We start from the raw sequence: 26640 nt of genomic DNA on the forward strand, positions 1-26640 counted from the left end.
CCCGTGATGTCCGCGCCCAACTCGCCGCCCAGACTTGACACGCCAGACAGTCGCTCACCCTCGCCCTTCGGGCTCGCTGCGGACCCGACAAGGGGGACGCAGCCCTCTCCCCGCGTGCGGGGAGAGGGGAAACCCGCGCCTCATCCGGCGAAGTGTGAATGAGTTAGCCCGCACGGGAGAGGGGTTCCCCGCCCCGGACTCACCGAGGCATACGCTCGAACAAGCGATTGTCGTGAGGCCGTTTTTCGATCGGCGTGTGCACACAGTAGCGCTTTCGGGAGAAGGCCCTCTCGCTTCGTCTGCACAGCCGTGCGCAGGCGGGGGAGGATTCACCCGGACCACCGATGCGCGGTCCCCGCGACCCCGGGGTCGGAGCCGGCCCTGCCCGACCCGTCTCACGGCGTCGAAAACCACCCGGGGCGCGCCGCCCACGGAACCGCCATCCCGCCCCCTCGACTGGTCGTGCGACCCGGCCCCGCAAGCTTAGCTGTGGCGAGGTCGCAACACCCCGAAAGCATCCCAGCTTTGCCCTCAACCGCCCCCTCTGCCGCCGCGTTCCCGCCATAAACCGGCGGCACCTCAACGGCCACGTTAAACGGCTGTCCCCACAACGATTTACTGCGGCAAACCGGGCACACCGGCGGATCGCAGGCGGCGCTGGCGGAGTTTCCCTCGGGGGTGTCGTTCAGCGCCGTCGTCCGGCCTCCAAAAGGACGCATGGCGGGAGGATCAGGCAGCGGGAAAGACCGACCGATCCGGCGAGGAACAGAGTACGGGACAGGCCATGGACGCGCGTCACACCATCGACAAGTCGAAGCTCCCCAGCCGCCACGTCACCGAGGGGCCGGCCCGGGCGCCGCACCGCTCGTACCTCTACGCGATGGGTCTCACCCGCGAGCAGATCCACCAGCCGCTCGTGGGCGTCGCCTCGTGCTGGAACGAGGCCGCCCCCTGCAACATCTCGCTGATGCGGCAGGCGCAGGCGGTGAAGAAGGGCGTCGCCGCCGCCGCCGGCACGCCGCGCGAGTTCTGCACCATCACGGTCACGGACGGCATCGCCATGGGCCACCGGGGCATGCGCGCCTCGCTGCCCTCCCGGGAGGTCATCGCCGATTCCGTCGAGCTGACCATGCGCGGCCACGCCTACGACGCCCTCGTGGGCCTCGCCGGCTGCGACAAGTCCCTGCCCGGCATGATGATGGCCATGGTGCGCCTCAACGTGCCGTCGATCTTCATCTACGGCGGCTCGATCCTGCCCGGCACCTTCCGGGGCCGCCCGGTCACCGTCCAGGACCTGTTCGAGGCGGTGGGCAAGCACTCGGTCGGCGCCATGACCGACGACGACCTCGACGAATTGGAGCAGGTCGCCTGCCCGTCGGCGGGCGCCTGCGGCGCGCAGTTCACCGCCAACACCATGGCGACGGTCTCCGAGGCGATCGGCCTCGCGCTGCCCTACTCGGCCGGCGCGCCGGCGCCCTACGAGATCCGCGACAAGTTCTGCGCGGCGGCGGGCGAGATGGTGATGGACCTGCTCGCCAAGAACATCCGCCCGCGCGACATCGTCACCCGTCGCGCCCTCGAGAACGCCGCCACCGTGGTGGCGGCCTCGGGCGGCTCGACCAACGCGGCCCTGCACCTGCCGGCGATCGCCCACGAGGCCGGGATCAGCTTCGACCTCTTCGACGTGGCGGAGATCTTCCGGCGCACGCCCTACGTGGCCGACCTGAAGCCGGGCGGGCGCTACGTCGCCAAGGACCTGTTCGAGGTCGGCGGCATCCCGCTCCTGATGAAGACCCTCCTCGACCACGGCTTCCTGCACGGGGACTGCCTGACCGTGACGGGCCGCACCATCGCGGAGAACCTCGCCAAGGTGGCCTGGAACGACCAGCAGGACGTGGTCCGTCCGGCCAACACGCCGATCACCCCGACCGGCGGCGTCGTCGGGCTCAAGGGCAACCTGGCTCCCGAGGGCGCGATCGTGAAGGTCGCCGGCATGCCGCCGGAGAAGCAGGTCTTCGCCGGCCCGGCCCGGGTCTTCGACACCGAGGAGGCCTGCTTCGACGCCGTCACCAACCGCCGCTACCAGGAGGGCGACGTCCTGGTGATCCGCTACGAAGGTCCGAAGGGCGGCCCCGGCATGCGCGAGATGCTGGCGACCACCGCGGCCCTCTACGGGCAGGGGATGGGGGACAAGGTCGCGCTGATCACCGACGGGCGCTTCTCGGGCGCCACCCGCGGCTTCTGCGTCGGCCATGTCGGGCCGGAGGCGGCGGTGGGCGGCCCAATCGGGCTCCTCAAGGACGGGGACATGGTCCGCCTCGACGCGATCCAGGGCACGCTCAGCGTCGACCTCTCGGACGAGGAACTGGCCGAGCGCCGCAAGGCCTGGGCGCCCCGCACCAACGAGGCGACCTCCGGCTACCTCTGGAAATACGCGCAGACCGTCGGCCCGGCGGTGACCGGCGCCGTGACTCATCCGGGCGGGGCCCAGGAGACGCTCGCCTATGCGGATGTTTGAGGACGGCCGCCACGACGGACTCGGGTCCGGCGGCCGCAGGATCCTGGCGGCGGCCCTGGTCGCCGCCGCGCTGGCGAGCGGCGGCCCGGCCGCGGCGCTCGACGCGACCGCGCGCCTGCCGGTCCCGGCCGGCGGCTACCGCAGCGCCCGCGAGGCGGTGCGCTCGGGCGTGCGCGACTACAATGCGGGCGACAAGGAGGGGGCGGCGCGCGCCCTCGAATACGCGGCCGGCCAGGGCCACGCACTGGCGCTCTGGAAGCTCGGCCGGATGTACGCGGAGGGCGACGGCGTCCCGCACGACGACCTGAAGGCGTTCGAGTTCTTCTCGAAGATCGCCGACGAGAACGCCGACGAGGGCCCGGATTCGGCCAATGCCACCGTGGTGGCGAGCGCCTTCACGGCGATCGGCCGCTACTTCCTGGAAGGGATCAAGGACTCCTACGTTCAGCCGAACGTCGAGCGCGCCTACGAGATGTTCAACTACGCGGCCTCGTACTACGGGGATCCGAACGCGCAGTACAACCTCGCCCGGCTCTACCTCGACGGAACGGGCGTCGCCCAGGATACGCGGCAGGCGGCGCGCTGGTTCAACCTCGCGGCCGAGAAGGGCCACCCGGCCGCGCAGGCCCTGCTCGGCCAGATGCTGATGAACGGGCAAGGGGTGCCGGTGCAGCGCGCCCGCGGCCTCGCCTGGCTGACGCTGGCCCGCGACGCCGCCGAGGGCCCGAAGGACCAGTGGATCGTCACCCTGCAGGAGCAGGCCCTGGCCACCGCCAACGACCGCGACAGGGCCGAGGCGCAGTCGCAAGTGGACGGGTTCTACCGCCGGAGCGCCCGCGCGCGGTGAGGCGGGTGCGCCCCTGCTACCGTCGCGTCGCCGGAGCGCATGCCGTCCTGATCGTCGCGGGAGAGCGGCCCGCGGCAGCGCCCCGAGGGTGAGATCCAGATCGGCGACGGTATGGGGACCGACCCATGAGGACGCAGGTCATCACAACGCCGTCCGGTGAGACGGTCGTGGTTCTGTCCGAGGCCGAGGACCGGGCACTCGTCGAGGCGGCCGAGGACACCGCGGACCGCGCGGCGATCGCCGAGTTCCGCCGCAGGCTCGCCGCCGGTGAGGAGGAGGTGATCCCGGACGAGGTCGTCGGCCGCCTGCTTTCGGGCGAGAGCCGGATCCGTGTCTGGCGGGAGCACCGGGGCCTCAGCGTCGCCGCGCTCGCCGAACTGGCCGGCCTGTCGCAAGCCACCCTGTCGCAGGTCGAGGCCGGGAAGCGTGACGGGACCGTCGAGATCGACCGCGCGATCGCAGGGGCGCTGAACCTGACGCTCGATGATCTGCTCGGCTGAGCCGCGCGAAAGAGCGAGTCGGCCGCTGCGTCCCATGAGGATGGGTCAAGCCTCGTCTCCTAACCCTCTTTTCCGGGCGCATGCAGCGTCAGCGGAATGCGACCCGGAAACCAGCACAAGAAGACGCGCAGCGTCCTTATGCCTGCAACGGTGCTGGCATCCGGAGCCGCTTCGCGGCACTTCATCATCTGGTTTCCGGATCTCCTTCCGCTGCCGCTTCAGTCGTCCGGAAAAGGGGAGGGTGTCGTGGACGAACGCGTCCGGGGTTCACCCAGCCGTGTCCGCCCCCATCACGCCGAACCCCCCGCGGCGCACCGCCATCTCGCCCATGATGCGGCCGATGGCGTGCGCGTGAGTGGTGCCGGCCCGCGAGGCTGCGGATCGAAATCCCAGTCGCGGATCGACGAACTCTCCGCCTCAGCGCTTGCGCGCCGCCTGCGCCGCCCGGAACGACTCCCGCTCCAGGATTCCGGCGAGCCAGCCGGCGAGCTTCGGGAAGCGGCCCGCATCGACCTCCTCGCCGGCCATGCGCAGGTTCACGAACCCAGTCGCCACGGTGATGTCCGCGACGCTGAACGCGCCGCCGACCAGGTAGGGCCCGTCGATCTGCGTCTCGAGATAGCCGAACAGCTTCGGCTGCTCCTCGTCGATCGCCTTGCGGGCTACCGCCTCGTCGCCCGGGAGCTTCAGCACCTTCGGCCGCAGCACCCGGTGGATGAAGGGCCGCAGGAGCGGGCCCATCAGCTCCGTGTCGCCGAACTTGTCGAACCAGATCGCGCGCCCCCGGGCCCGCGGATCGGCCGGCAGCAGCGGCGTCGCCGGGTGCGCGGCGTCGAGGTAGTGCAGGATCGCCGTCGAATCGGCGAGGCGGAAGTCGCCGTCGCAGAGCGCCGGGATCTTGCCGAGCGGGCTCGACGCCTGGAAATCCTGGTCCGGGTCGTGGAACCCGACCGGAATGTGCTCGAAATCGAGGCCCTTCTCGAACAGCCCGACCAGCACCTTGCGCACGAACGGCGACACGCTGCTGCCATACAGTTTCACGGCGTTCCTCTCCCCTCCAGCTTGCGGAGCCTTGTAGAACGGCCGCGGCCCGATGCGAAGTCGCCCGGCCTCACCCGGTCGTCGCGAAGAGGTCGGGCCGCGACGGCAGCCGCTGGCCGAGGCGCAGCCGCGCGATCGTCTCGATCTCGGCGAGCGCCGCCTCCCGCTCGGTCTCGGGATCGTTCTCCAGGCGGGTCTCCAGGGCCGACAGGATCTCGTCGGGCCGCCGGTCCCGCGCCGCCATCACGAAGGGGAAGCCGAAGCGCTCCCGGTAGCGGGCGTTGAGGTCGAGGAAGCGGGCGCGGTCCTCCTCCGAGAGGGCGTCGAGGCCGGCGCTCGCCTGCTCGGCCGCCGAATCGGGGGTCAGCGTCCCGACCCGCTCCCCGAGGTCGGGGTGGCTGCGGATGAGGGCGGTCAGCCGCTCCGGATCGGCGCCTCGCATCGCCGCGACCATGGCGGCATGGAGCCCATCGGCATCGTCCTGCGCCGGCCCGAGCCCCTGCGCCAGGACCCGCTCCGCCACCCAGGGCGAGTGCTCGAACACGTCGCCGAAGCGCTCCCGGAACAGGGCCGGGCTCATCGTGCTGGGCTTGAGGTCGCGGGGGGCGTGGCGACGGATCCAGTGCCGCGCGATGTCGAGCCGCGTCGCCACCCAGACGTCGCCATGCCCCGCCACGTAGTCGAGGAAGCGCGCCAGCGCCGCCGCCCGGCCCGGCCGCCCGACCAGGCGGCAGTGGAGGCCCACCGACATCATCCTCGGCGCCCGCTCCCCCTCGGCGTAGAGCAGGTCGAACGTATCCTTCAGGTAGGCGAAGAACTGGTCTCCGCTGTTGAAGCCCTGCGCGGTGGCGAAGCGCATGTCGTTGGCGTCGAGGGTGTAGGGCACGACAAGCTGCTTGCCCTTCGGACCGTCCACCCAGTACGGCAGCTCGTCCGCGTAGGAATCGGCGCTGTAGAGGAAGCCGCCCTCCTCCATGACGAGGCGGAGGGTGTGCTCGGAGGTGCGGCCGAGATAGAAGCCGAGGGGCCGCTCGCCGGTGACCTCCTGGTGGATCCGGATCGCCTCGCCGAGATGGGCGCGCTCCTCCTCGGCGGCGAAGTCCTTGTAGTCGATCCACTTGAGCCCGTGCGAGGCGATCTCCCAGCCCGCCTCCTTCATGGCCGCGACCGCCTCGGGGTTGCGGGCCATTGCGGTGGCGACCCCGTAGACCGTCACCGGCATCCGCCGCTCGGTGAAGAGCCGCCACAGCCGCCAGAAGCCCACCCGAGAGCCGTACTCGTAGATCGACTCCATGTTCATGTGGCGCTGGCCCAGCCAGGGCGCGGCGCCGACGATCTCCGACAGGAAGGCCTCGGAGGCGCGGTCCCCGTGCAGGAGGCAGTTCTCGCCGCCCTCCTCGTAGTTGATCACGAATTGCACGGCGAGGCGGGCGCCGTTCGGCCAGTCGGCGTGGGGCGGCGTGCGGCCGTAGCCGATCAGGTCGCGCGGGTAGGAGGTCTCGGGCATGGCAGCGGTCCGGCAGAGAAACCGCAACGTTTAGCGGCCCGGCGGCGGGATGCCAAAGTCCGGGCCGCGTCCTGCCGCCTCAGGCCGGGACCGCCCGCCGCCTGGCGCGTCCGATCGCCTGGCCGGCGAGGTCGAGGGCCAGCATGGCCAGGATCGCGAGCCCGGTCAGCGGGAAGGCGAGGCCGAACCCCGCCACGATCCCGGTGACCGTGGCGACGGCCCGTCGGTCCTCCGGCCAGGGCGGGATGCCGAGCCGCCCGGCCGGGCGGCGCTTCCACCACGCCGCAGCGCCCGTCACCGCGAGCAGCATCGTGGCGAGGCAGAAGGCCAGCATGGCGAACTGGTTGATCCGGCCCCCGTACTCGCCCTTGTGCAGCACGATGGCGTACTGGATGGCCTGCCCGACGAGGCCGATGTCGGAGAAGCGCACGTCGAGCAGCACCCGGCCGCTATACTGGTCGAGGGAGATCATGCGCTGGCGGGCGGGATCGCGCGGGTAGATCGTGGCGGCGTAGACTCCGGCCGCGCCGCGGGGAAGCGCCAGTTCGTAGCCCGCCGGCATGCCGTGCTGGCCGAGGATCGCGACGGCCCGGTCGATGCCGATCGGCGCCGGGCCGCGGTCGCGCGAGCGCGGCAGAGGGGCGGCTTCGAGGGCCCAGCCCGCGGAATCGAGTACCTCGCCGAGGGGCACCCGGGAGACCGGCAGGTCCTTCCACATCCCGGTCGGCAGGTTGAGGCCCGCCTGGTTCGCGATCGCGCGCAACTGGTCCCCCCAGACGATCGACCAGGGCAGGCCCGTGAGGGCGAGGAAGAACAGGCCGCCGCCCGCCACGAAGCCCGTTACCGCGTGCAGGTCGCGCCACCACAGCCGCTGGCGCGGCCGGCCGCGCACCGACACAACGCCGCCCCGACGGCCGCGCGGCCACCAGAGATAGGTCCCGGTGACGACCAGGATCAGGGCGAAGCCGGCCACGATCTCCACGAGCGCGTTCGGCCCCGGGCCGAGAGAGGCGAGGCTGTGCAGCCCGCGCACCACCCGCATCGCCTCCGCGTCGCGGTTGACCCGGTCGAGCACCCTGCCGTCGTAGGGATCGAGGTAGACGTGGGTCTTGGCCGCGGGGCCGGCCATCACCACCAGGGCCGACCGGTCCGGAGCCTCGGGGCTGGTATAGGCCTCCGGCACCGCGTCGGGCACGGCCTCCGAGGCGATGAAGACCAGGCGCTCGGGCGAGAGCGTCGGGCCCTCCCGCGGCGCGACCAGCGTCCGGGCCGCGAAGACCGAGCGGTTGATCTCGTCCTTGAACAGGTAGAGCGACCCCGTCAGGGCGAGACTGAACAGGACGGGCAGGCAGACGAGGCCCGCGTAGAAGTGCCAGCGCCAGACAGCGCGATACAGGGCGTCGCCGGTGCGGCGCGCGGCGGCGGTCGAGGGGAGGGAGGACGGCATGGCTGGGAGATCCGGTGGCAGGAGATCGACGGGGCGGATCGATCAGGCCTGCGGGGGACCTCGCGGGCTCACGGCGCGACGGGGTGGTGGGCGAGGGCCGGGTTCGTCGCGGCCGCGCCGTCCGGGGCGGGGCGGGGCGGCGAGGGTCCAGGCGATCGTCTCGTAGGCGAGCGACGCCGGGACGGCGAAGGGCGTCGCCTGTCCGGCCGCGCAGCACGGATGCGGACAGGGCAGGGCGGCGTCGGGCGCGCCGGCGCCGTCCTGGTGCCCGCAGAGCAGCGCGGGTGCCGTCCCGACGCGCGTCGGCGGCGCGAGGCCGCCGATCATGATCTGCAGGCACAGCGCGTAGAGCGCGGCCACGGCGATGGCCGCGCGGCCGATCGACCATCCCGGCGGGCGTGCGCGCATGGTCTGACGTAAGGAGAGAGCGCGGCCTTCGTCAACCCGTCCCGGCGCAACCACGACCGCACCGCGCTCCGTCCGGGATCGGGGCCGGTACGGCGATCGCCCCGCTTTCGGCCCGTCGCGCTAGAGCATTTTCCGACGAAGTGGATGCTGGTTCGTCGTAGAAAATGCGTAAAAATCAGAGACCTAGAGCAGCATCCGATTGCAACGCGATCGGATGCTGCTCTAGCGCCCCGCCAGCACCGCGGCCCCGGCTCTCGCCACCTGATCATCCTGGGACGGCAGGACCCCCGACACGCCAATCGCACCGACGAGCTTGCCGTCGACCTCCAGGGGGTAGCCGCCCTCGTAGGCGCTCACCCCGGGAAGGGTGAGGATGCGCAGGGCCACGCCGCCCCCGGCCAGGGCGTCCTGGAAGCCTTTCCCCGGACGCCGATAGTTGATCGACGTCACGGCTTTCTGCGTGGCGACCTCGATGCTGCCGTACTGCGTGTTGTCGAGCTTCTCGAACAGCACGAGGTGGCCCGTGCTGTCCACGATCGCGATGGCGACCGGCCAGCCGTTCTTCCTGGCCTCCGTTTCCGCACCCTCCGCGACCTTCCTCGCCGTCTCGAGGTTCAGCGGCGGTCCGTAGGGCGGGATCGCTTGCTGCGGCGCTCCGGCCGGAGCGGGCGACGGCTGGGCAAGGGTCGGGCCCGCCGATGTCATGCCCGTCAGGGCAACGAGAATGATCGCCGCGCGAAGTCGCATGATGATGTCCTCCCCGCATCGAGGCGTGATCTCCTCGTGCTGAACAAGTCTAGAAGGATGTTCAGTCAGTGGGAAGACTGATAGATTGTTGTCTCGACTGTCGAATCGCCGTTCCGGTCAGGCGCGAGGAGCGCGGCCGGCGACGCCGTCGGGCCCGCCGCGGGGCCGCGTCGGTGCGTATCGGGATCCCGGGGACGATTCGCCTCTGCGCGACTGGCCCGGCGCCGCTCACGCCAGGCCGTCGAGCAGCGGATCGACCCGCGCGAAATGGGCCTCCCAGCTCGGCGGCACGTAGCCGTCCAGGCGCGCCGCGAGCGCCCGGCGCTCCGGAGAGCCCGGTGCGGCGAGTGCCTCCACGGCTCGGCCCCAGCCCAGTCCGTCGAGCGGGTGGAGGAATTCCGCGAAGGTGCCCGCTACCTCCCGGTGCACGGGAAGGTCCGAGGCCACGACCGGCAGGCCGGCGGCGGCGGCCTCGATCAGCGGCAGGCCGTAGCCCTCCGCGAAGGAGGGCATCAGCAGGGCGGTCGCGCCGCGCATCAGGCGCACGAGGCCGGCGGTCGAGAGCCCCGCGACCTCGACCACGTGGCGGCGCACGGCCGGGCAACGGTCGAGGAGGTCGATCAGGTTCTCGCTCTCCCAGCCCCGCCGCCCGGCGATGACGAGGCGCGGCGTCCGCGGGCCGAGCCGCGCGTCGAGGTCGCGCCACAGGGTCAGGAGCCCGATGTAGTTCTTGCGCGGCTCGATGGTCCCGCAGGCGAGGAAGGTCGGGCGGTCCGGCACGAGCGCGGCGCCGCTGCGGTCGGAGAAGGCGGGCTCGCCGCCCAGCGGACCAACCGTCACCGGCGGCACCCGCAGGTGCCGGCCCGCCAGGTAGGCGCTGAACCGCGCCCCCACATCCGCGGAGTTGACCACCACGGCGGCGGCGTGGCGGGAGACGGTCCGCATCCGCACGGCGTGGCGCTCGGCCTCGCCGGCGCGGCCGTATTCCGGGAAGTCGATCGGGATCAGGTCATGGACGAAGAAGACCGGCCGCACGTCGCGCCGGTCGTAGAGCCAGTCGAAGCGGCCGGGCCGGTCGAGGCGCAGGTGCGAGGTGTGGAGATAGAGGGTGCCGGGCGGCAGCGCCGCAATGCCGGGCGCCCGCGCGAGGCGAAGGCGGATCGCGGCCTGCACCCGGCGCCGGTCGGGCGCAGGGGAGAAGGGCGCCGCGGCCGCGACGGCGCCCGCCCCCAGCCGTGCCGCGAGGGCGCGATAGGCCGGGTCTGCCTCGGCGACCCCGTCCTCGGCCCAGGCCGCGGCCGCGGCCGACGCGATGGCGGCGGTCTCGTCCCGCCCGAGCACCCGTGGCCCGAGGGGCGTCGAGACCAGCCCGTGCACAGGGCCGGGCCGCGCGAGGACGTGGCGCGCATAGGCGAGGTCGACCCGGTCGATGCCGGTCGGATGCGCGTGGGCGAGGCGCGTGATCAGGCGGGTGAGGTCGAGGGCGAGGGGACGGTCGGTCATGCGCATCCGGGCCGAGGGCGAGCGGTGCCGGCCCTTAGAGCATTTTCCGACGAAGTGGCTCCCGGTTCGTCGAAGAAAATGCGGCAAAGACAAAGATCGAGAGCAGGAGCCGATGGCGGCGCGATCGGATCCTGCTCTCGAGCATTTTCCGACGCAGCGGAGCCCGCTCGGTGGCGAAAAGGGCGGCGGTGCCGACATCCGCGAGCCGGCCGCGCGAGCCCGCGTCGGTGCGATGCCGCACATGGCCGGTCTTGCCAGCTTAAGCGCTGATGATTAATCCCAATCGTCAGCGGATCCCGGGCGGCGGGATCCGCCCGAGGCGACGCGCGGCAACGGGCGCGGACCGGCGCGTCACCCTTCTCGGTCAGGATCATAGACCCGGATCATGACCCGGTCGCACGGATCGGGCACGGGTCCGGATACGCGGATCGGGCCACATCGCCCGCGCCCCGCGGTTCAGGTGGACGGCATGACGATCGTGGACTGGGATCGCGAGGCGGTGAAGCGCGGCTTGGCCGAGGGGACGGTGCTGCTCGTCGACGTGCGTGAGCCGGACGAGTTCGCGCGGGGCCACATTCCGGGGTCGGTCTCGCACCCGCTCTCGGCCTTCGACCTCGACGCCCTGCAGGCGCTGATCGCGGCTGATGGGCGCCGGCCGGTGCTGTCCTGTGCGGCGGGGGTGCGCTCGGCCCGTGCGCTCGCCTACGCGCAGAGCCAGGGCGTCCCGCTCACGGAGCACTACGCGGGCGGCTTCAAGGATTGGCTCGGCGCCGGCGAGGCGATCGAGTAGGAAAGTGGTCTCCGGGCCGGTGGCCCGGAACTGTCTCAACCGCGAGGGTCCCGGGAGGGCCGCGCCCGCGTCTCGGGCGGCGGTTCCCGCAGCGGCCCGATCCGGCGCGGCTCCGAGGGCGGGATCCGGGATGCGGCCGGTGGCGAAACCCCCGAGGCACGGGAGAGTGCGTATGCGCAGGCGCTGGCTGTCAGCGATGGTCTCGATGCTCCTCACGGCGGCGGCCGGGCCGGCGCTCGCCCAGGCCCCGGGCGGGCCGCCGCCAACCGTGGTGGTGGCCAAGCCCGTGGTGAAGGACGTGGTCGAGCGCGACGACTACACGGGCCGCTTCAACGCGGTGGAGAACGTCGACGTGCGCGCCCGCGTCACCGGCTACCTCGAGAAGATCCACTTCCAGGACGGCGCCGTGGTCAAGAAGGGCGACCTGCTCTTCACCATCGACCGGCGGCCCTACAAGGCGGCCCTCGACCAAGCCCAGGCCTCCCTCGCCTCGGCCCAGGCCCGGCTGAACTTCGCCCAGACCGACCTGGAGCGGGCCACCACGCTCAGCCGCTCGGGCAACATCTCCGAGCAGGTCACCGATCAGCGCCGGCAGGCCTCGCTCACCGCGCAAGCCGACGTCGACAACGCCACGGCGGCCCTGCGCCAGGCGCAGCTCAACTACGACTTCACCGAGGTGCGCTCGCCGATCACCGGCCGGATCTCGCAGCGCAACGTCACAGAGGGCAACATCGTCATCACCGACCAGACGCTGCTCACCAACATCGTCTCGCTCGACCCGATCTACTTCTCCTTCACGGTCGACGAGCGCAGCTTCCTGACCTACCAGGGCACGCTCAAGATCGGCATGGGCGCCACCCAGAAGGAGCACACGGTGCCGATCCTGGTGGCGCTCACCGGCGAGGACAAGCCGACCCGCAAGGGCCAGCTCAACTTCGTCGACAACCGCGTCGACGAATCGACCGGCACCGTGCTGCTGCGCGCCACCGTCGAGAACCCGGACAATTTCATCAAGCCCGGCCTGTTCGGGATCGTCAGCATGCCGGCCTCGCAGCCCTACAAGGGCATCCTGATCCCCGACGAGGCGGTGGCGGCCAACCAGGACAAGCGCATCGTCTACGTGGTCGGCGACGACAACACCGTTTCGACCCGCAACGTCCGGCTCGGCCCGAAGATCGACGGCTACCGGATCGTCCGCGACGGCCTGAAGGGGGACGAGTCGATCGTGGTCAGCGGGCTCACCCGCGTGCGCTCGGGCGCCAAGGTGACGCCGGACCGCAAGGACCTGCCCCCGACCCGGACCTGAGGGCGCGGCGCGCCCGAGAGGCGCGCGCGGCGCTCACCCCTCACGACACAGCGGCCGGCCGCCCCCCGGGCGGGTTCAGGGCCGGAGGTCTCCGATGCGGTTTGCCCACTTCTTCGTCGACCGGCCGATCTTCGCCTCGGTGACGTCGATCGTCATCCTGATCATCGGCTACGTCTCATACGCCTCGCTGCCGGTCTCACAGTATCCCGAGATCGTGCCGCCGACCGTGGTGGTGCGCGCCTCCTACCCGGGCGCCAACGCCGAGACCGTGGCCGCCACCATCGCGACGCCGATCGAGCAGGAGATCAACGGCGTCGACAACATGCTCTACATGTCGTCGCTGTCGACCAACGACGGCAACATGCAGCTGACCGTCACCTTCGCGCTCGGCACCAACCTCGACATCGCCAACGTGCTGGTCCAGAACCGGCTCTCGGTGGCGACGCCGCGGCTGCCGCCCGACGTGCGCAACCTCGGCGTCACGGTCCGCAAGTCCTCGCCCGACCTGATGATGGTCGTGCACCTGCTGTCGCCCGACAACACCTACGACCAGAACTACATCGCCAACTACATCTACCTGAACATCCGCGACCAGATGCTGCGCCTGAACGGCGTCGGCGACATCACGGTGTTCGGCGGCAGCGAGTACGCGCTGCGCCTGTGGCTCGACCCGAACAAGCTCGCGGCCTACCAGCTCTCGGCCACCGACGTGGTCAACGCCCTGCAGGAGCAGAACGTCCAGGTCGCCTCGGGCGCGCTCGGCGCGCCGCCCGCGCCCACCGAGCAGGCGTTCCAGCTCGTGGTGCAGACGCAGGGCCGGTTCCAGGATCCGAACGAGTTCCGCAAGGTCATCGTCAAGGCGTCCGAGGGCCGCCTCGTCCGCGTCTCGGATATCGGCCGCGTCGAGATGGGCCAGAAGGACTACGTCACCCAGTCCTTCCTGAACGGCCAGCCGGCGATCGGCGTCGGCGTCTTCCAGCGGCCCGGTACCAACGCGCTCGAAGCGGCCGAGCAGGTGCAGAGCCTGATGAAGGACCTGGCCAAGAACTTTCCGCCGGGCCTGGAGTACCGCATCGCCTACAACCCGACGGAGTTCATCGCGGAATCGGTGCACGAGGTCTACAAGACCCTCGGCGAGGCGGTGGTCCTCGTGGTGGTCGTGATCCTCGTCTTCCTGCAGAGCTGGCGCACGGCGCTCGTGCCGATCATCGCGATCCCGGTGTCGCTCGTCGGCACCTTCGCGGTGATGGCGCTGCTCGGCTTCTCGCTCAACAACCTCACCCTGTTCGGGCTGGTGCTCGCCATCGGCATCGTGGTCGACGACGCGATCGTGGTGGTGGAGAACGTGGAGCGCAACATCGCGGACGGGCTCACGCCCGGCGAGGCCGCCCACAAGACCATGGATGAGGTCGGCGGCGCCGTCGTCGCCATCGCGCTGGTGCTCTCGGCGGTGTTCATCCCGACGGCCTTCATCCCGGGCATCTCGGGCCAGTTCTACCGGCAGTTCGCGCTGACGATCGCGGCCTCGACCATCATCTCGATGTTCAACTCGCTGACGCTGTCGCCGGCGCTCTGCAAGCTCCTGCTCAAGCCCCACCACGCCCACGCGCGGCCGCGCTTCGTCCTGGCGCGGCTCGGGGCCTTCGCGGCCAACACCTTCAACCGCGGCTTCGACGCGACGGCGAACGGCTACGCCGCGACGATCCGCTTCCTCACCGGGCGCACGGTCCCGCTCCTCGTCATGCTCGTCCTCTACGGGGGCGTGATCGCGGGCACGCTCCACCTCGCCCAGACCACCCCGACCGGCTTCATCCCGCTCCAGGACCAGGGTTACCTGATCGTGGTCGTGCAGCTCCCGCCGGGATCGGCGCTCGAGCGCAGCACCGCCGTGGTCACGGAGGCGGCGAAGCGCGCGCTCACCATCGACGGCGTCGCCAACGCGGTGGTGATCTCCGGCTTCGACGGCGCGACCTTCACCAACACCACCAACGGCGCCGTGATGTTCCTGACGCTCAAGCCGTTCCAGGAGCGGCTGGCGCGCGGGCGCAACGCGGGCGCGATCCTGGGCGACGTCTTCGGAAAGACCGCCTCGATCACGGAGGCGCGCATCATCGCCATCCCGCCCCCGCCCGTGCGCGGCCTCGGCAACGCGGGCGGCTACAAGATGCAGGTCCAGAACCGGACGGGATCGGACATCGCGAGCCTGCTCCAGGCCTCGGGCGACCTGATCGCCCAGGCCAACCAGGACCCCAACCTGACCCGCGTCTTCACCACCTTCGGGAACGACACGCCGCAGATCTACCTCGACATCGATCGCACCAAGGCGCGGATGCTGAACGTGCCGCTCGCCAACGTGTTCTCGACGCTCCAGGTCAATCTCGGCGGCGCCTACGTCAACGATTTCAACACCTTTGGCCGCATCTACCAGGTCCGCGCCCAGGCCGACGCCAAGTTCCGCCTGGAGAAAACCGACATCGCCCAGCTCAAGGTGCGCTCCTCCACAGGCGCCCTGGTGCCGATGGGCTCGCTCGCCGGGATCCGCGACATCGCGGGGCCGCAGATCGTGCAGCGCTACAACCTGTTCTACTCGATCCCGGTGCAGGGCGACACGCGGCCCGGCGTGTCCACGGGCCAGGCGCTCAACGCCATGGAGGCGCTCGCCAAGAAGGTGCTGCCGGAGGGCATGAGCTTCGAGTGGACCGAGATCGCCTACCAGCAGAAGGCGGTCGGCAACACGGCGATCTACGTCTTCGCGCTCGGCGTGCTGCTGGTCTTCCTGGTGCTCGCCGCGCAGTACGAATCCTGGGCGCTGCCGCTCGCGATCCTGCTCGTGGTGCCGACCGGGGTGCTGGCGGCCTTCGCGGGCGTGCAGCTGAGGGCGCAGGACAACAACATCCTGACCCAGATCGGCCTCATCGTGCTGATCGGTCTGGCGGCCAAGAACGCGATCCTGATCGTCGAGTTCGCCCACCAGATCGAGGAGAGCGAGCATCGCGGCCCGGTCGCCGCCGCGGTCGAGGCGTGCCGCCTGCGCCTGCGCCCGATCCTGATGACGGCCTTCGCCTTCATCCTCGGCGTGGTGCCGCTCGCCATCGCCACCGGCCCCGGCGCCGAGATGCGCCAGGCGCTCGGCACCGCCGTGCTGTTCGGCATGCTCGGCGCCACGGTGTTCGGCCTGTTCCTGACGCCGGTCTTCTACGTGGTGATCCGCCACGGGCTGATCCGGATCAACCGCTGGCGGGGCAAGGACGGGCCGCCCGCGGGGGCTGCCGCGGCGCAATGACGGGTTCCGGCGCGGCGGCCGCCTCGCCGGAACCCGTGAGCGGGTGATTGCTGTTGCCGCAGGTCTCGCTCGGTCGGAGACCGGGGCGACTGAGCCCGGCCGGCGACGGAGCAGCACCTGACGATCACGCGGCGCGCCGCCCTGGCGGCCGGCCTCGGCGCCGGTTTCGGGCCGACGGAAGCGGCTCAGGCGATCCGCGCCACGGGGCCGACCGGCTGCGGCACGCGGGCGAACCCCGCGGGGAGCGAGTCCAGCAGCGACGCGGTGTAGGCGTGCCGTGGGGCGTCGAAGATGGCGGAGACGGTCCCGTGCTCGACGATGCGCCCGCGGTGCATGACCGAGACCGTGTGCGCCAGTTGGCGCACCAGGGCGAGGTCGTGGGAGACGAAGACGTAGGTCAGCCCCAACTGCGCCTGCAGGGAGAGCAGCACCTCGACGATCTCGGCCTGCACGCCGACGTCGAGCGCCGAGGTCGGCTCGTCGAGCAGGATCACGTCCGGCCGGAGGACCAGCGCCCGGGCAATGGCGACGCGCTGGCGCTGACCGCCCGAGAGGGCGTCCGGGCGGCGGGAGAGCAGGGGTGCGCCGAGCCCGACATCGGCGAGCGCCGCGCGCACCCGCTCTGTCCGCTCCCCGCGGGTTCCGATCCCGAAGCGGTCCAGGGGCTCGCGCACCAGCCGCTCGATCGTCCAGGTCGGGTCGAGGGAGGTGAAGGGGTTCTGGTAGACGAGCTGGAGGTGGCGGCGCAGGACGCGCAGGGCCTCGTGCGAGCGCCCGTCCACCCGCTCGCCGGCGACCAGGATCTCGCCCGCATCGGGCTGCTCGAGCCCGAGCAGCAGCCGGATCGTCGTCGTCTTGCCCGAGCCGGACTCGCCCACCAAGGCGTGGGTGGTGCCGGCCGGGACGGTGAAGGACAGGCCGTCCACGGCGGCCACCGCCCTGCCGTCGACCGTGAAGGTCTTGGACACGCCGTCGACCGCGATCTTGGGCGCCGCGCTCTCGGGCGCCGCGCTCTCCGCGAGGCGGCGCGCGCCCACCCCGCGCAGGGCGGCGTAGCGGTCGGGGTTGAGGACGGGCACGTCGGCCTGTAGCTTGCGCGCGTAGGCCGATCGCGGCGCGGCGAAGACCGCCGCCGTCGCGCCCGCCTCCTGGATGGTGCCGTCCTTGAGCACCACCAGCGCGTCGGCGCGCTCGGTGGCGATCGCGAGATCGTGGGTGATCAGGAGCAGGCCGATGCCGCGCTCCCGCCGCAGCCGCGAGAGCAGGTCGAGGATCCGCTTCTGGATCGTGACGTCGAGTGCGGAGGTCGGCTCGTCCGCGACCAGAAGCGCCGGCTGCGGGAGGATCGCCAGCCCGATCAGCACGCGCTGCAGCATGCCGCCGGACAGATGGTGGGGGTAGGAGTCGCAGACGCGCCGGGGATCGTCGAGCCCGACCTCGGCGAAGGTGTCCAGGATGCGCTGCCGACGCCGCCGCCGGTCGGGTTCGTCCAGGAGGGCGGCTGCCTCCTCGGCCTGGGCGCCGATCGTGCGGACGGGGTTGAGCGCGGTGCCGGGGTCCTGGGGAACGAAGCCGATCGCGCGCCCGCGCAGCGGCCGGAACCGGCGCTCGGGGAGGCCCAGCACCTCGCGCCCGTCGAACGCGACCCGCCCCGCGGCGCGGGCGCCGTCCGGGAGGAGCCGCAGCACCGCGCGGGCGATGCTCGACTTGCCCGAGCCGGATTCCCCGATCAGGGCGAGGCTCGCGCCGCGGTCGAGGGTGAACCCGACCCCGCGGACGACCTCGTGCGGCCCGTAGGAGACCGAGAGGCCGTCGACGCGCAGCAGGGCGTCCGTCGACGGCGCCCGGGACGGCACGGCATGCAGGGCCGTCGCGGTCAGGCGGTCTTGCGCAGCCATCGGCTGATCCTGTTGACGGAGAGGACGGTCGCGATCGTGACGAGGGCCGGGGCGTAGACCAGCCACGGCCATCGCAGGTAGTCCCTGCCGGTCGCGATCAGCAGGCCCCAGTCGGAGGCGGGCGGCGGGTCGCCGTATCCGAGGAAGGCGAGGCTGGCGATCACCAGGATCGACAGCCCGAATTGCAGGACCGCCAGCGCCAGCACCGAGCGGGAGGCGTTCGGCAGCACGTGCTGCATCAGGATGGACCAGCGCGATCCGCCCTGGAGGAACGCCGCCTCGACGAAGGTCGCCCGGCAGGTCTTGATGACCTCCGCCCGCATCACCCGGGCGAACACCGCCACCGCCGAGAGTCCGGTCGCCAGGGCGGTGTTCGTGGTGTCGAAGCCGAGCGCCGTGACGACGATGACGGCGAGGAGGAATCGCGGGATGGCCAGGAGGATATCGACGAAGCGCGCGAGCACGACGTCGGTCCAGCCGCCCAGGAATCCGGCAAGGAGTCCGATCAGGCCGCCGATCACGACGCTCATGACGACGGCGATGAGCGCGCTCGTCACCGACGAGGCCGCCCCGTAGACCACGCGGGTGTAGAGGTCGCGACCGAGGTGATCGGTGCCGAACCAGTGCGCCGCACTCGGGCCCAGAAGCTTCTGGGCCGGCACGCCGTTGACGGGGTCCTGGCCCGTGAACAGGCCCGGCGCGAGCGACCAGCCGATCACCAGCGCGACGACGGCGAGGGACAGGGCGACGGTCGGGGGCAGCCGGAGGAGGGCCGGGTGGGCGGCTCCTGCGGACCGGGCCGGGGAGAGGGACGCGACGCTCATCGTGCCACCGTCCGCAGCGCGGGCTCGCTGGCGACGGGCCGGGTCCCGACGCCGCCGGCCGCCGGCAGGCGCGGGTCGAGCAGGGGGGAGACGAGGTCGGCGAACAGGTTGACGACCACGAAGACCAGCGCCGCCAGCGAGACGACCGCCTGCAGGACGGGCAGGTCCTGCGCCGCCGCCGAGCGCTGCACGAGGCTCCCGATGCCCGTGCGTCCGAACACCGTCTCGGTGATCAGCGAGCCGCCCAGCACCTCGCCGACCGCGAGCGCGATGACGGTGACGACCGGGAGCGCGGACGGCTTGAGGAGGTGCCGGACGAGGAGCCGCACCGGGCCGAGGCCGCGGCTGCGCGCGACGGTGGCGTAGTCCTGACCCGCCTCCCCGTCGAGGTTGGCGATGAGCACCTCGGCGATCTGCGCCGAGATCGGGATGCCGAGCGCCACCGCCGCGAAGGCGGTCGCCCAGGCTCCGTCCGGCTCGATCACCCGGAACAGGCCGAGCTGGAACCCGAAGACGTGGATCAGGACGAGCCCGATCACGAAGTTCGGGACCGAGAGGAACAGCGACGGCAGGGTCCGCAGGGCGCCTTGGCCGTACCGAAGCGGCAGGATCTGGGTTCCGCAGGCGATCGCGGCGGCCAGCAGCAGCGCCACCGCGAGGCCGCCGGAGGCCAGCACCAGCGTCGAGGGCAGCACCTCGGCGATCAGGGTCGCGACGGGCCGGGTGGACCGCATCGACAGGCCGAAATCGCCGACGACGAAGTGGGACAGCGATCTCCAGAGCTGGACCGGGAGCGGCTGATCCAGGCCCTGGGCGGCGACGATCGCCCGGATCTGCTCCTCGGTGAACCCGTTCTGGGGATCGCGCAGCACGGTGGTGATCGGGTCGCCGGGCAGGACGCTGACGACCACGAAGGTGAACAGGTAGGCGAGCAGGATGACCGCCACGCCCTGGACGAGGCGTCTGCCCGCATAGGTCGCGTAGGGGCGTCCCATGCCGGTCACCGCGCCGCCCGGTCCGGACGCGCCGCGGGTCCATCGCTCTTGCTGGCCGCGTAGTAGCTGGCATAGGCGATGCCGTTGTAGGTCTCGCCCGTGAGGGTCGGGGATTGCACGTAGATGCGCTGGACGATCTGCGTGCGTGGAATGAAGTAGCCCTGTTCGAGGACGTATCTCTGGAGATCGTCGAGGAGCCGGTCGCGGCTGGCGAGGGAGCGGGCGCCGGCGATGCCGTCGCGCAGGGCGTTGAGCGTCGCGTCGCTCTCGCCGAGGGCGAACCAGTTCTCGCCCTGATTGGCGTCGGTGAGGATGCCCGCCACGGTGCCGGCGTCGATGAAGCTGCGCGTCACCTCGTAGGCCGGGACGGCCGGCCCGCCGAACTGGACCTTCTGGCCGAAGGTCGCGACATCGTAGCTCCGGATGTCGACCTTCCAGCCGAGCTTGCCGAGCTGCTGGGCGATGAGTTCGTCCACGGCCTTCGCGGTCGCGAGGTAGGGGGTAGGGTAGAGCGTCAGCGTCAGCGGCCTGCCGTCCTTGGTCCGGATGCCGCCGCGGCCCCGGACCCAGCCCGCCTCGTCGAGGAGCCTGCCGGCCCGGGCGGGATCGTAGGCGAGCAGGGCGCCGTGATCGCTCGCGCCGGGCACGTTGCTCTGGATGAACGACGTCGCGAGCTTCCAGTCGGGCGTGTAGACGGTGTCGATGATCTCCTGCCGGTCGATGCCGGCCTGGAGCGCTTGGCGGATCCTGAGGTCGTTGTAGGGGGCGAGCTTCGTGTTGATCGCCCAGCCGTTGACGAAGCCGAGGTAGCGCGGCGTCGCGACCGTGAAGCCGGCCTCCTTGAGGGACCGCAATTCCTGAGGCGAGGCGTTGTAGGCGACGTCGGCCTGGCCCGACTGGACGGCGGAGACCCGCAGGGAGGGCTCGGCCACCACCTTGTAGGTGATCGAATCGAGATGGGCCGGGCCGGTATGGCCGACCGCCGCGGGACCCCACGCGTAGTCCTTGCGCTTGACCAGCCTGACGAAGTCGCCCTCCTTCCAGGCCGCGACCAGGAAGGGGCCGCTGCCGGAGGTCCTCGCGAGGTCGGCCTGCTCGGCAGCCGGCCGCGCGAGGGTCTTTGGGGAGATCAGGATCGAGCCGTGATAGCCGAGCGTCGGGATGAAGCCGAGGGCCGGCGCCTTGAAGAACACCCTCACGGTGGTGGGGTCAACCGCCTCGGCGCGGTCGTAGGTCTTCGGGAACAGGCCGATCGGGTTGATGCCCTCCCGGATGCGGCCCGCGGACCAGATGTCGAGATTGGCGACGACGGCTGCCGCGTCGAGCGGGGTGCCGTCCGAGAAGGTCACGCCGTCCCGCAGGTGGAGGGTGAAGGCGGTGGCGTCGTCGTTCTGCTCCCAGCGCGCGGCGATCCAGGGACTGACCCTGCCTTCGGCGTCGACGTAGACGAGCTTGTCGGTGACGTGGCCCCAGACGTGGCCCTGGAAGCTGGAGATCGCACTGTTGTTCGGGATCCAGGTCGGCCCGAGGGAATCGATCAGGAAGACGATGTCGCCCCCCTCGCGCGGATTGCCGGAGCCCGGCCCGGCCGCCGCCGCGACCGGCTGGCGCAGCGCGCCGGCCGCGACGAGCGCGGCGGCGCCGCTCATCACCCGGCGGCGCGACGGGGCGGGACGGGGAGGACGATGGGTCATGACGGGATCCTGATTGCGCGCAGGGCGCCGTCGCGCGGGGGACGCTCGAGGCGTGTGCGCTCCGCGTCCGCGTGGGAGGGGCGCTCCCTCCCGTCCGGCCGCGAAGGGCCGCCGGTGCGGGCCGCGAAGGCCGCTCGGCCGAGGAGGGTGATCACCGTGTCGTCCTGCGGGGCGTGGACCAGCACGGATTGGATGTCGCGGAAGTGCCGCTGGAGGTCGCCGTCGCCGCTCAGGCCCGGATTGCCGAGGGCGCCGGCGGCGATCTGCACCGCCTCCCGGAGCTGCCGTCCGGCGAGGAGCCGGGCGCGCAGGAGCGCCTCCGGCGCATCGGCGGCATGGTCGATCGCGCCGAGGATGAGCTGGCGCGCGCTTCCGACCCGCAGGTCGATCTCGCCGGCGAGGGCGACGAAGCGCTCGGTCCGGGCGACCGGATATCCGAGATTGGCGGGAACGCGGCCCTCCGCGAAGGCCAGGAAGGCGTCCTGCGCCGCCTCGGCGACGCCGAGATAGAGGGCGGTGATCACGAGCGCGGTCGCCGCCTGGGCGCGGTTGTCCTGCACGGCGGCGCCGGCCTCCGTCAGCCCGATCACCTCGTCGGGGCCGACCGCGACCGCGTCGAGGACGATGTCGTGGGAGCCGGTCGCCCGCAGCCCGAGGCTGCTCCAGGTCCGCTCGATGCGCAGGCCCGGCGCATCGGCCGGCACGATGAAGGTGCCGACGCGCGCGGGCGTCTCGTCGGTGCTGGCCCAGACCAGGACGTAGGACAGGCCCTCGCAGCCGGTGACGAAGCGCTTGGTGCCGCTGATCGACCAGCCCTCGGCGGTGCGGCGCGCGCGCGTCTGCGGGAGGCCGCCCCGCGCCGGGGAGCCGAGGTCCGGCTCCGCCCGCGCCGCGTTGAGGAGCACCGGCCGGCGCCGCCCCTCGGCCAGGACGCGGGCGTAGACCGCCTCGGGCCATTGCGGCCGCTGCGCCTGGTGATGGTGGCTCAGGAGCGTCATCAGGGTGATGAGCGCCACCGAGGGGTCGCCGCGCCCGAGCGCGGCCATGAGGCGCGCGACGCCGCTGAGGCCGAGGGCGCGACCCCCGTAGCGCTCCGCAACCGTGAGGTCGAGCAGTCCCGCCGCGTGGACCGCCCGGATGCCCTCGTGCGGGAAGGACGCGTCCGCGTCCGCCGCCGGTGCCGCCGCGGAGAGCGTCGCCACGACCTGCGCGAGGTCGATTCCGGCGACGTCCGGACCCGCCCCGCCCTCACGCATGGAGGCGCGTCTCGGCGCCCCGGCGGGCGAGTTCCGCGCGGACCAGGGGCAGCACGTAGCGGCCGTAATCGATCGCGTCGTTGAGGTTGTCGTAGCCGCGGATCGAGATCAGGTCCGCGCCGAGATCGACGTAGTCGAGGATGGAATCCGCGATCGTCCGGGGGGACCCGACCAGGGCCGTGGAGGCCCCGCGTGCGTTGGTGGCCGTCACGGTCGGATACCACAGCGCCCGGTCCTGCACGTCGCCGCGCGCGGCGATCGCGAGGAGGCGCTGGGAGCCGACATTCTGCGGCGGGCCGCCGGAGAGCGGCCGCGTCGGCGCGCCCTTGGCGTAATTCGCCTCGAGCCGCTCCAGGATCCGGTGCGCCTTGGCCCAGGCCAGGTCGTCGGTCTCGGCGATGATCGGCCGGAAGGTCACCCAGATCCGCGGCCGGTCCGCGCGGCCGGCCTTCTCGGCCTCTGCGTGGATGCGGTCGATCTGCTCCTTCGTCTCCTTCAGCGGCTCGCCCCATAGGCCGAAGACGTCCGCGAGCGAGCCGCCGACCCGGTAGGCGTCGTCGGACGAGCCGCCGAGCGAGACCGGGATCGATCCGTTCACCGGCAGGACCGCGTTGCTGAAGCCCTTGAACTGGTAGTAGGTGCCGTCGAAATCGAACGGCTCCGAGGATTGCCAGGCCCGGCGCAGGATGCGGATGTACTCGTCGGTCCGCGCGTAGCGCTGCTCCTTCGACAGGAAGTCGCCCTCCCGCGCCTGCTCGGCCGCGTCGCCCCCGGCGATGAAGTGGACCATGACGCGGCCGCCGCTCAGCTGGTCGAGCGTGGCCAGCGCCTTGGCGGCGACGGTCGGGTAGACGGTGTTGGGGCGCAGCGCCACGATCGGTGCCACCGACTTCGTATGGGCGATCACCGTCGCGGCCAGCGTGAACGGGTCGAACGATGAGGAATGGTAGGGAAGGAGCGTGTAGTTGAACCCGGCATCGTCCAGGGTACGGGCGTAGCGCGCCAGATAGGCCGGATCGAGCGGCGCTCCGGGTTTCGGGTCGAGATCGGACGAGCTGTTCGCGAAACTGGCACTGATGAATTCGACGGCCATGCGGCGTCTCTGCCTCGACACGCGATGAGATGGCGAGGTTCAGCCTAGGGCGGATCTGCGCTACTGGAAATAAAATGGTTTTTCTTTGTTGAGGTTGTTTGGAGCGATTGCTTCCATGCTGCGGCGCGAGCGCCCCAGTTTTATTTTCATTGTGCCGGATGGCCGGGGCCGAATCGCCATCAGGCGGCGCGGCGGGTGCGACGTAACCGCCGCCTCGGGTCCGGCGAACACCTCGACGACCTCTCCGCCCAGGATCGGCCCTGATGCTCCTCCGGCTCCGCCATCTCCCGGTTCTCGCCGCCTTCGCCGTCGGATGGGCCATCGCGCCCGCCGCCGCCGCCGATCGGCCGCTCGTGCTCGAACTCTTCACCTCGCAGGGCTGCTCCTCCTGCCCGCCGGCCGACGCCTATCTGGGCGAGCTCGCCGCGAGCCGCCCCGACCTGCTGCCGCTCACCTTCCACGTCACCTACTGGAACGGGCTCGGCTGGCAGGACCCGTTCTCCCTGCCGGAGGCGACCGACCGGCAGGCCGCCTACGCGACCCGGTTCGACGGGGTCTCCTTCACGCCGCAGCTCGTGGTCGACGGCGCCCTCAGCGTCGTCGGCTCCGACCGCGAGGCGGCGGCCGGGGCGATCGCCCAGGCCCGCGCCGCCCTGCCGGCCTCGCCCGCCGCGAGCCTGCGGCGGCGCGGCGGCGACCTCGCCGTGGCGGTCGGGGAGGGGGCGGGCCGGGGCCGGCTGCTCCTCGTCGGCTTCGACCACGCGCACCGCACCGCGGTCCGCCGCGGCGAGAATGGCGGGCGCACCCTCGTGGAAGCCAACGTCGTGCGCGGCATCCGGGAGATCGGCGCCTGGACCGGCGCCCGCGTGGAGGGTCTCCACGCCGCGCCGCCCGGCGAGGACGCGGCCCTGCTCCTCCAGGCACCCGACGGACGGATCCTGGCTGCAGCGCGCCTCGACCCCGCCTCGTGACCCGGGACGGAGGGGCGCGCGGCGCCGAGGGCCGCCACCGGGCGACCATCGACCTGCTGGCGCGGCGCCTGGAGCCGATGCGCCGCCTCGCCTCGCCCGGCCGGCGGATTGCCGCCTGGGGCACCGTCGTCGCCGCGATGGGTCTCGGGCTCGCGGCCGTCTCGGACCTGCGCGACCTCGGGGGGCGAATCCTCGCGATGCCGGAGATCGGCGTGATGCTGGCCGGCTCCGCCGCCACGGCGGCCGGGGCGGCGGCGGCGGCGGTGCTGACGGCCCTGCCCGATCGCGGGCGGGGCTGGGCGGCGCTGGCAGTCGGGCCGGCACTCCTGTGGCTCGGCACCGGCCTCGCCGCGGCCCTGAGCGAGCGGCCCATGGACCATGCGACGGCATCGCTCGCGGCGACCGGCGCGGGCCTCCTGTTCATCGTCGGGATGGCGGTGCCGGTCGCCCTCCTGCTCGGGGAGGTCGTCCGGCGCGGCCACACCCTGCGCCCCCGCCTCACCGGTGGGCTGATCGGCCTCGCGGCGGCGGCCGCGGCCGCGACCCTCGTCGCCCTGTTCCATCCCTACCGCCCGTCCCCCCGCGACTTCGCCGCCCAGGTCGCGGCTCTCGCGGCCTCGATCGGCGCCGGAGCGGGCCTCGGCCGCCGCCTCCTCGTCGAGCCGCGCGCGGGCGAGCCGATGCCGCCCCTTCCCGCGGCGGACCGGCGCGGGCTAAGCTGAGGGCCGGGACCCGATCATGGAGCGTGAAGCCAAGCTCTCGGCCGCGATGGCGGCGGCGCAGGCCGGCGATGCCGCCGCCTATCGGACCCTGCTGCGCGACTGCGTGCCGGTGATCGCCGCCGTGGCGCGGGCGCAGGGCGTGCGGCCGGACGCGATCGACGACGTGGTGCAGGACACCCTCCTCACCGTGCACCGGGCCCGGGCGACCTACGATCCGGCCCGGCCCTTCCTGCCCTGGCTGCGCGCCATCGCCCAGCGCCGCGCCGTCGACCTGATGCGCCGGGCGGGCCGCCGGCCGCAGGAGGTGCACGATCCGCTCGCCTACGAGGCCGAGCGCGACGAGGGCCCGCTCCCCGGTGCCTCCGTCGAGGCCAGCCAGCGCGACGCGCGCCTCGCCCGCGCCGTCGCGGCCCTGCCGGAGGGCCAGCGGCAGGCCGTGGAGCAGCTGTCGCTGCACGAGCGTTCTCTCGACGAGGCCTCCGCCGCGACCGGGCGGACCAAGGGAGCATTGAAGGTGAACCTCCACCGGGCCCTGAAGGCCCTGCGCACCGCCCTCGCGCCCGACCGGGAGGACGGTCGTGTCTGAGGCCGCCCACGACCTGCTGGTGGAGCGCCTCGTCGGCGACCTGCGGCCCGTCCGTCCCCTGCGCTCGCCCCTGTGGCGGGGCTTCCTCTGGTGCGCCGCGGCCCTCGCCCTGGGGCTGCTGGTGCTACCCTTCAGCGACCTCGCGAGCCTGCGCCTGCGCATGACGGTGATGGATCTGCGGCTCGCGGCGCTCGGGGCCATCCTCACCGCCGCGACGGCGTCGGTGGCGGCCTTCGTCACCAGCGTGCCGGGGCGGTCGCCGCGCTGGGCGCTGCTGCCGCTCGCCCCTGCGGCGCTGTGGATCGGGGCAAGCGGGCTCGGATGCCTGCGGGACTGGGTGGCGCCCGGCACCGACCTGCCCGATGGACGCGAGATGGGGGGCTGCGCCGTCCTCCTGATCGCCGCGTCGCTGCCCCTCTCCGTGCTGCTGATGCGGATGCTGCGGCGGGCCTGCCCGCTGCGGCCCGGCCTGACGGCGGCTTTGGGCGGCCTCGCGGTGGCGGCGGCGGCGGCCTCGATCCTGGTCCTGGTGCATCCGCACGACGCCACCGCCACGGACCTCGCCCTGCACGGGGTCGTCGTGTCGGCGATCGTCGGGCTCAACGCGCGGGCGGGGGGCCGTCTGATCGGCGGCAGTCGGGCGTAACCGCGGCGGAATGATCCGCGAACAACCGCGGCGGGTGCGGGGCGGCGGCCCGGCGAGC

The 26640-nt window shown here is 72.2% G+C and carries 23 protein-coding genes; 11 read left to right on the forward strand and 12 right to left on the reverse strand.

The genetic code is table 11. The annotated features are described in order from the left end of the window. The first annotated feature begins 784 nt into the window (after positions 1-784). From ilvD to ACW9J6_RS23745, 3 genes are all read left to right on the forward strand, one after another. On the forward strand, positions 785-2518 hold the full coding sequence (gene ilvD / locus ACW9J6_RS23735; RefSeq protein WP_457115121.1) for a dihydroxy-acid dehydratase: 1734 nt from the start codon (positions 785-787) through the stop codon (positions 2516-2518). Then, positions 2505-3365, forward strand: coding sequence for a tetratricopeptide repeat protein (locus tag ACW9J6_RS23740; RefSeq protein WP_457115122.1), 861 nt, complete (start codon positions 2505-2507; stop codon positions 3363-3365). Before ilvD ends, ACW9J6_RS23740 begins: the two co-directional genes overlap by 14 nt. Before the next feature lie 125 nt (positions 3366-3490). After that, the gene (locus ACW9J6_RS23745) at positions 3491-3865 is read left to right on the forward strand and encodes a helix-turn-helix domain-containing protein (protein ID WP_457115123.1); all 375 of its coding nucleotides are present in this window, start codon (positions 3491-3493) and stop codon (positions 3863-3865) included. 417 nt (positions 3866-4282) lie between these two features. On the opposite strand, the gene ACW9J6_RS23750 is transcribed toward ACW9J6_RS23745, so the two are convergent. The 6 genes from ACW9J6_RS23750 to ACW9J6_RS23775 all read right to left on the reverse strand — a co-directional run bounded on the left by ACW9J6_RS23750 (position 4283) and on the right by ACW9J6_RS23775 (position 10518). Then, a complete protein-coding gene (locus tag ACW9J6_RS23750; RefSeq protein WP_457115124.1) occupies positions 4283-4906 on the reverse strand; it encodes a glutathione S-transferase family protein in 624 nt (207 codons plus the stop codon). 70 nt (positions 4907-4976) lie between these two features. Continuing rightward, positions 4977-6413 carry an allantoinase PuuE gene (gene puuE, locus ACW9J6_RS23755; RefSeq protein WP_457115125.1) on the reverse strand — a complete coding sequence of 479 codons (1437 nt, stop codon included), beginning with the start codon at positions 6411-6413 and terminating at the stop codon, positions 4977-4979. A gap of 79 nt (positions 6414-6492) precedes the next feature. Next, positions 6493-7860 carry a PepSY-associated TM helix domain-containing protein gene (locus ACW9J6_RS23760; protein ID WP_457115126.1) on the reverse strand — a complete coding sequence of 456 codons (1368 nt, stop codon included), beginning with the start codon at positions 7858-7860 and terminating at the stop codon, positions 6493-6495. A gap of 42 nt (positions 7861-7902) precedes the next feature. Beyond that, positions 7903-8268: a hypothetical protein gene (locus ACW9J6_RS23765; RefSeq protein WP_457115127.1), complete on the reverse strand. Its 366-nt coding sequence runs from the start codon at positions 8266-8268 to the stop codon at positions 7903-7905. Positions 8269-8490: 222 nt separating this feature from the next. Further along, a complete protein-coding gene (locus ACW9J6_RS23770) occupies positions 8491-9015 on the reverse strand; it encodes a GlcG/HbpS family heme-binding protein (RefSeq protein WP_457115128.1) in 525 nt (174 codons plus the stop codon). 228 nt (positions 9016-9243) lie between these two features. After that, complete coding sequence (locus tag ACW9J6_RS23775) at positions 9244-10518, reverse strand: glycosyltransferase family 4 protein (RefSeq protein ID WP_457115129.1); 1275 nt, start codon at positions 10516-10518, stop codon at positions 9244-9246. On the opposite strand from ACW9J6_RS23775, the gene ACW9J6_RS23780 reads away from it, so the two are divergent. From ACW9J6_RS23780 to ACW9J6_RS23795, 4 genes are all read left to right on the forward strand, one after another. Beyond that, entirely contained in the window at positions 10517-10795 is a 279-nt protein-coding gene (locus ACW9J6_RS23780) for a hypothetical protein (RefSeq protein ID WP_457115130.1), read from the forward strand. The genes ACW9J6_RS23775 and ACW9J6_RS23780 overlap by 2 nt on opposite strands. A 192-nt stretch (positions 10796-10987) precedes the next feature. Then, positions 10988-11308: a rhodanese-like domain-containing protein gene (locus ACW9J6_RS23785; protein ID WP_457115131.1), complete on the forward strand. Its 321-nt coding sequence runs from the start codon at positions 10988-10990 to the stop codon at positions 11306-11308. Between the two features lie 172 nt (positions 11309-11480). Then, entirely contained in the window at positions 11481-12614 is a 1134-nt protein-coding gene (locus ACW9J6_RS23790) for an efflux RND transporter periplasmic adaptor subunit (RefSeq protein WP_457115132.1), read from the forward strand. A gap of 94 nt (positions 12615-12708) precedes the next feature. After that, positions 12709-15897, forward strand: a complete 3189-nt coding sequence (locus tag ACW9J6_RS23795; protein ID WP_457115133.1) for an efflux RND transporter permease subunit — start codon at positions 12709-12711, stop codon at positions 15895-15897. Between the two features lie 185 nt (positions 15898-16082). Here ACW9J6_RS23795 and ACW9J6_RS23800 read toward each other — a convergent pair whose 3' ends face one another. Genes ACW9J6_RS23800 through ACW9J6_RS23825 form a run of 6 tightly spaced genes read right to left on the reverse strand, consistent with a single transcriptional unit; the run spans position 16083 to position 23657 of the window. Continuing rightward, positions 16083-17795, reverse strand: a complete 1713-nt coding sequence (locus ACW9J6_RS23800; RefSeq protein WP_457115134.1) for a dipeptide ABC transporter ATP-binding protein — start codon at positions 17793-17795, stop codon at positions 16083-16085. Then, positions 17774-18619 carry an ABC transporter permease gene (locus ACW9J6_RS23805; RefSeq protein WP_457115135.1) on the reverse strand — a complete coding sequence of 282 codons (846 nt, stop codon included), beginning with the start codon at positions 18617-18619 and terminating at the stop codon, positions 17774-17776. Before ACW9J6_RS23805 ends, ACW9J6_RS23800 begins: the two co-directional genes overlap by 22 nt. Beyond that, the gene (locus tag ACW9J6_RS23810) at positions 18616-19614 is read right to left on the reverse strand and encodes an ABC transporter permease (protein WP_457115136.1); all 999 of its coding nucleotides are present in this window, start codon (positions 19612-19614) and stop codon (positions 18616-18618) included. The genes ACW9J6_RS23805 and ACW9J6_RS23810 overlap by 4 nt, the downstream gene beginning before the upstream one ends. Positions 19615-19619: 5 nt before the next feature. Continuing rightward, positions 19620-21308 (reverse strand): ABC transporter substrate-binding protein, encoded by a 1689-nt coding sequence (locus tag ACW9J6_RS23815; RefSeq protein ID WP_457115137.1) that lies wholly within the window; start codon positions 21306-21308, stop codon positions 19620-19622. After that, entirely contained in the window at positions 21305-22564 is a 1260-nt protein-coding gene (locus tag ACW9J6_RS23820) for an acyl-CoA dehydrogenase family protein (RefSeq protein ID WP_457115138.1), read from the reverse strand. The genes ACW9J6_RS23815 and ACW9J6_RS23820 overlap by 4 nt, the downstream gene beginning before the upstream one ends. Further along, complete coding sequence (locus ACW9J6_RS23825; RefSeq protein ID WP_457115139.1) at positions 22557-23657, reverse strand: LLM class flavin-dependent oxidoreductase; 1101 nt, start codon at positions 23655-23657, stop codon at positions 22557-22559. The genes ACW9J6_RS23820 and ACW9J6_RS23825 overlap by 8 nt, the downstream gene beginning before the upstream one ends. Before the next feature lie 263 nt (positions 23658-23920). Here ACW9J6_RS23825 and ACW9J6_RS23830 point away from each other — a divergent pair, with 263 nt between their 5' ends. The 4 genes from ACW9J6_RS23830 to ACW9J6_RS23845 are packed head-to-tail and all read left to right on the forward strand — an operon-like array spanning position 23921 to position 26582. Beyond that, positions 23921-24628 carry a DUF1223 domain-containing protein gene (locus ACW9J6_RS23830; RefSeq protein ID WP_457115140.1) on the forward strand — a complete coding sequence of 236 codons (708 nt, stop codon included), beginning with the start codon at positions 23921-23923 and terminating at the stop codon, positions 24626-24628. Beyond that, positions 24625-25350 carry an NrsF family protein gene (locus ACW9J6_RS23835; RefSeq protein WP_457115141.1) on the forward strand — a complete coding sequence of 242 codons (726 nt, stop codon included), beginning with the start codon at positions 24625-24627 and terminating at the stop codon, positions 25348-25350. The genes ACW9J6_RS23830 and ACW9J6_RS23835 overlap by 4 nt, the downstream gene beginning before the upstream one ends. 16 nt (positions 25351-25366) lie before the next feature. After that, positions 25367-25936, forward strand: coding sequence for a sigma-70 family RNA polymerase sigma factor (locus ACW9J6_RS23840; protein ID WP_457115142.1), 570 nt, complete (start codon positions 25367-25369; stop codon positions 25934-25936). Further along, complete coding sequence (locus ACW9J6_RS23845; RefSeq protein ID WP_457115143.1) at positions 25929-26582, forward strand: NrsF family protein; 654 nt, start codon at positions 25929-25931, stop codon at positions 26580-26582. The genes ACW9J6_RS23840 and ACW9J6_RS23845 overlap by 8 nt, the downstream gene beginning before the upstream one ends. Positions 26583-26640 lie beyond the last annotated feature (58 nt).

It is taken from the genome of Methylobacterium sp. JK268, from assembly GCF_054052225.1.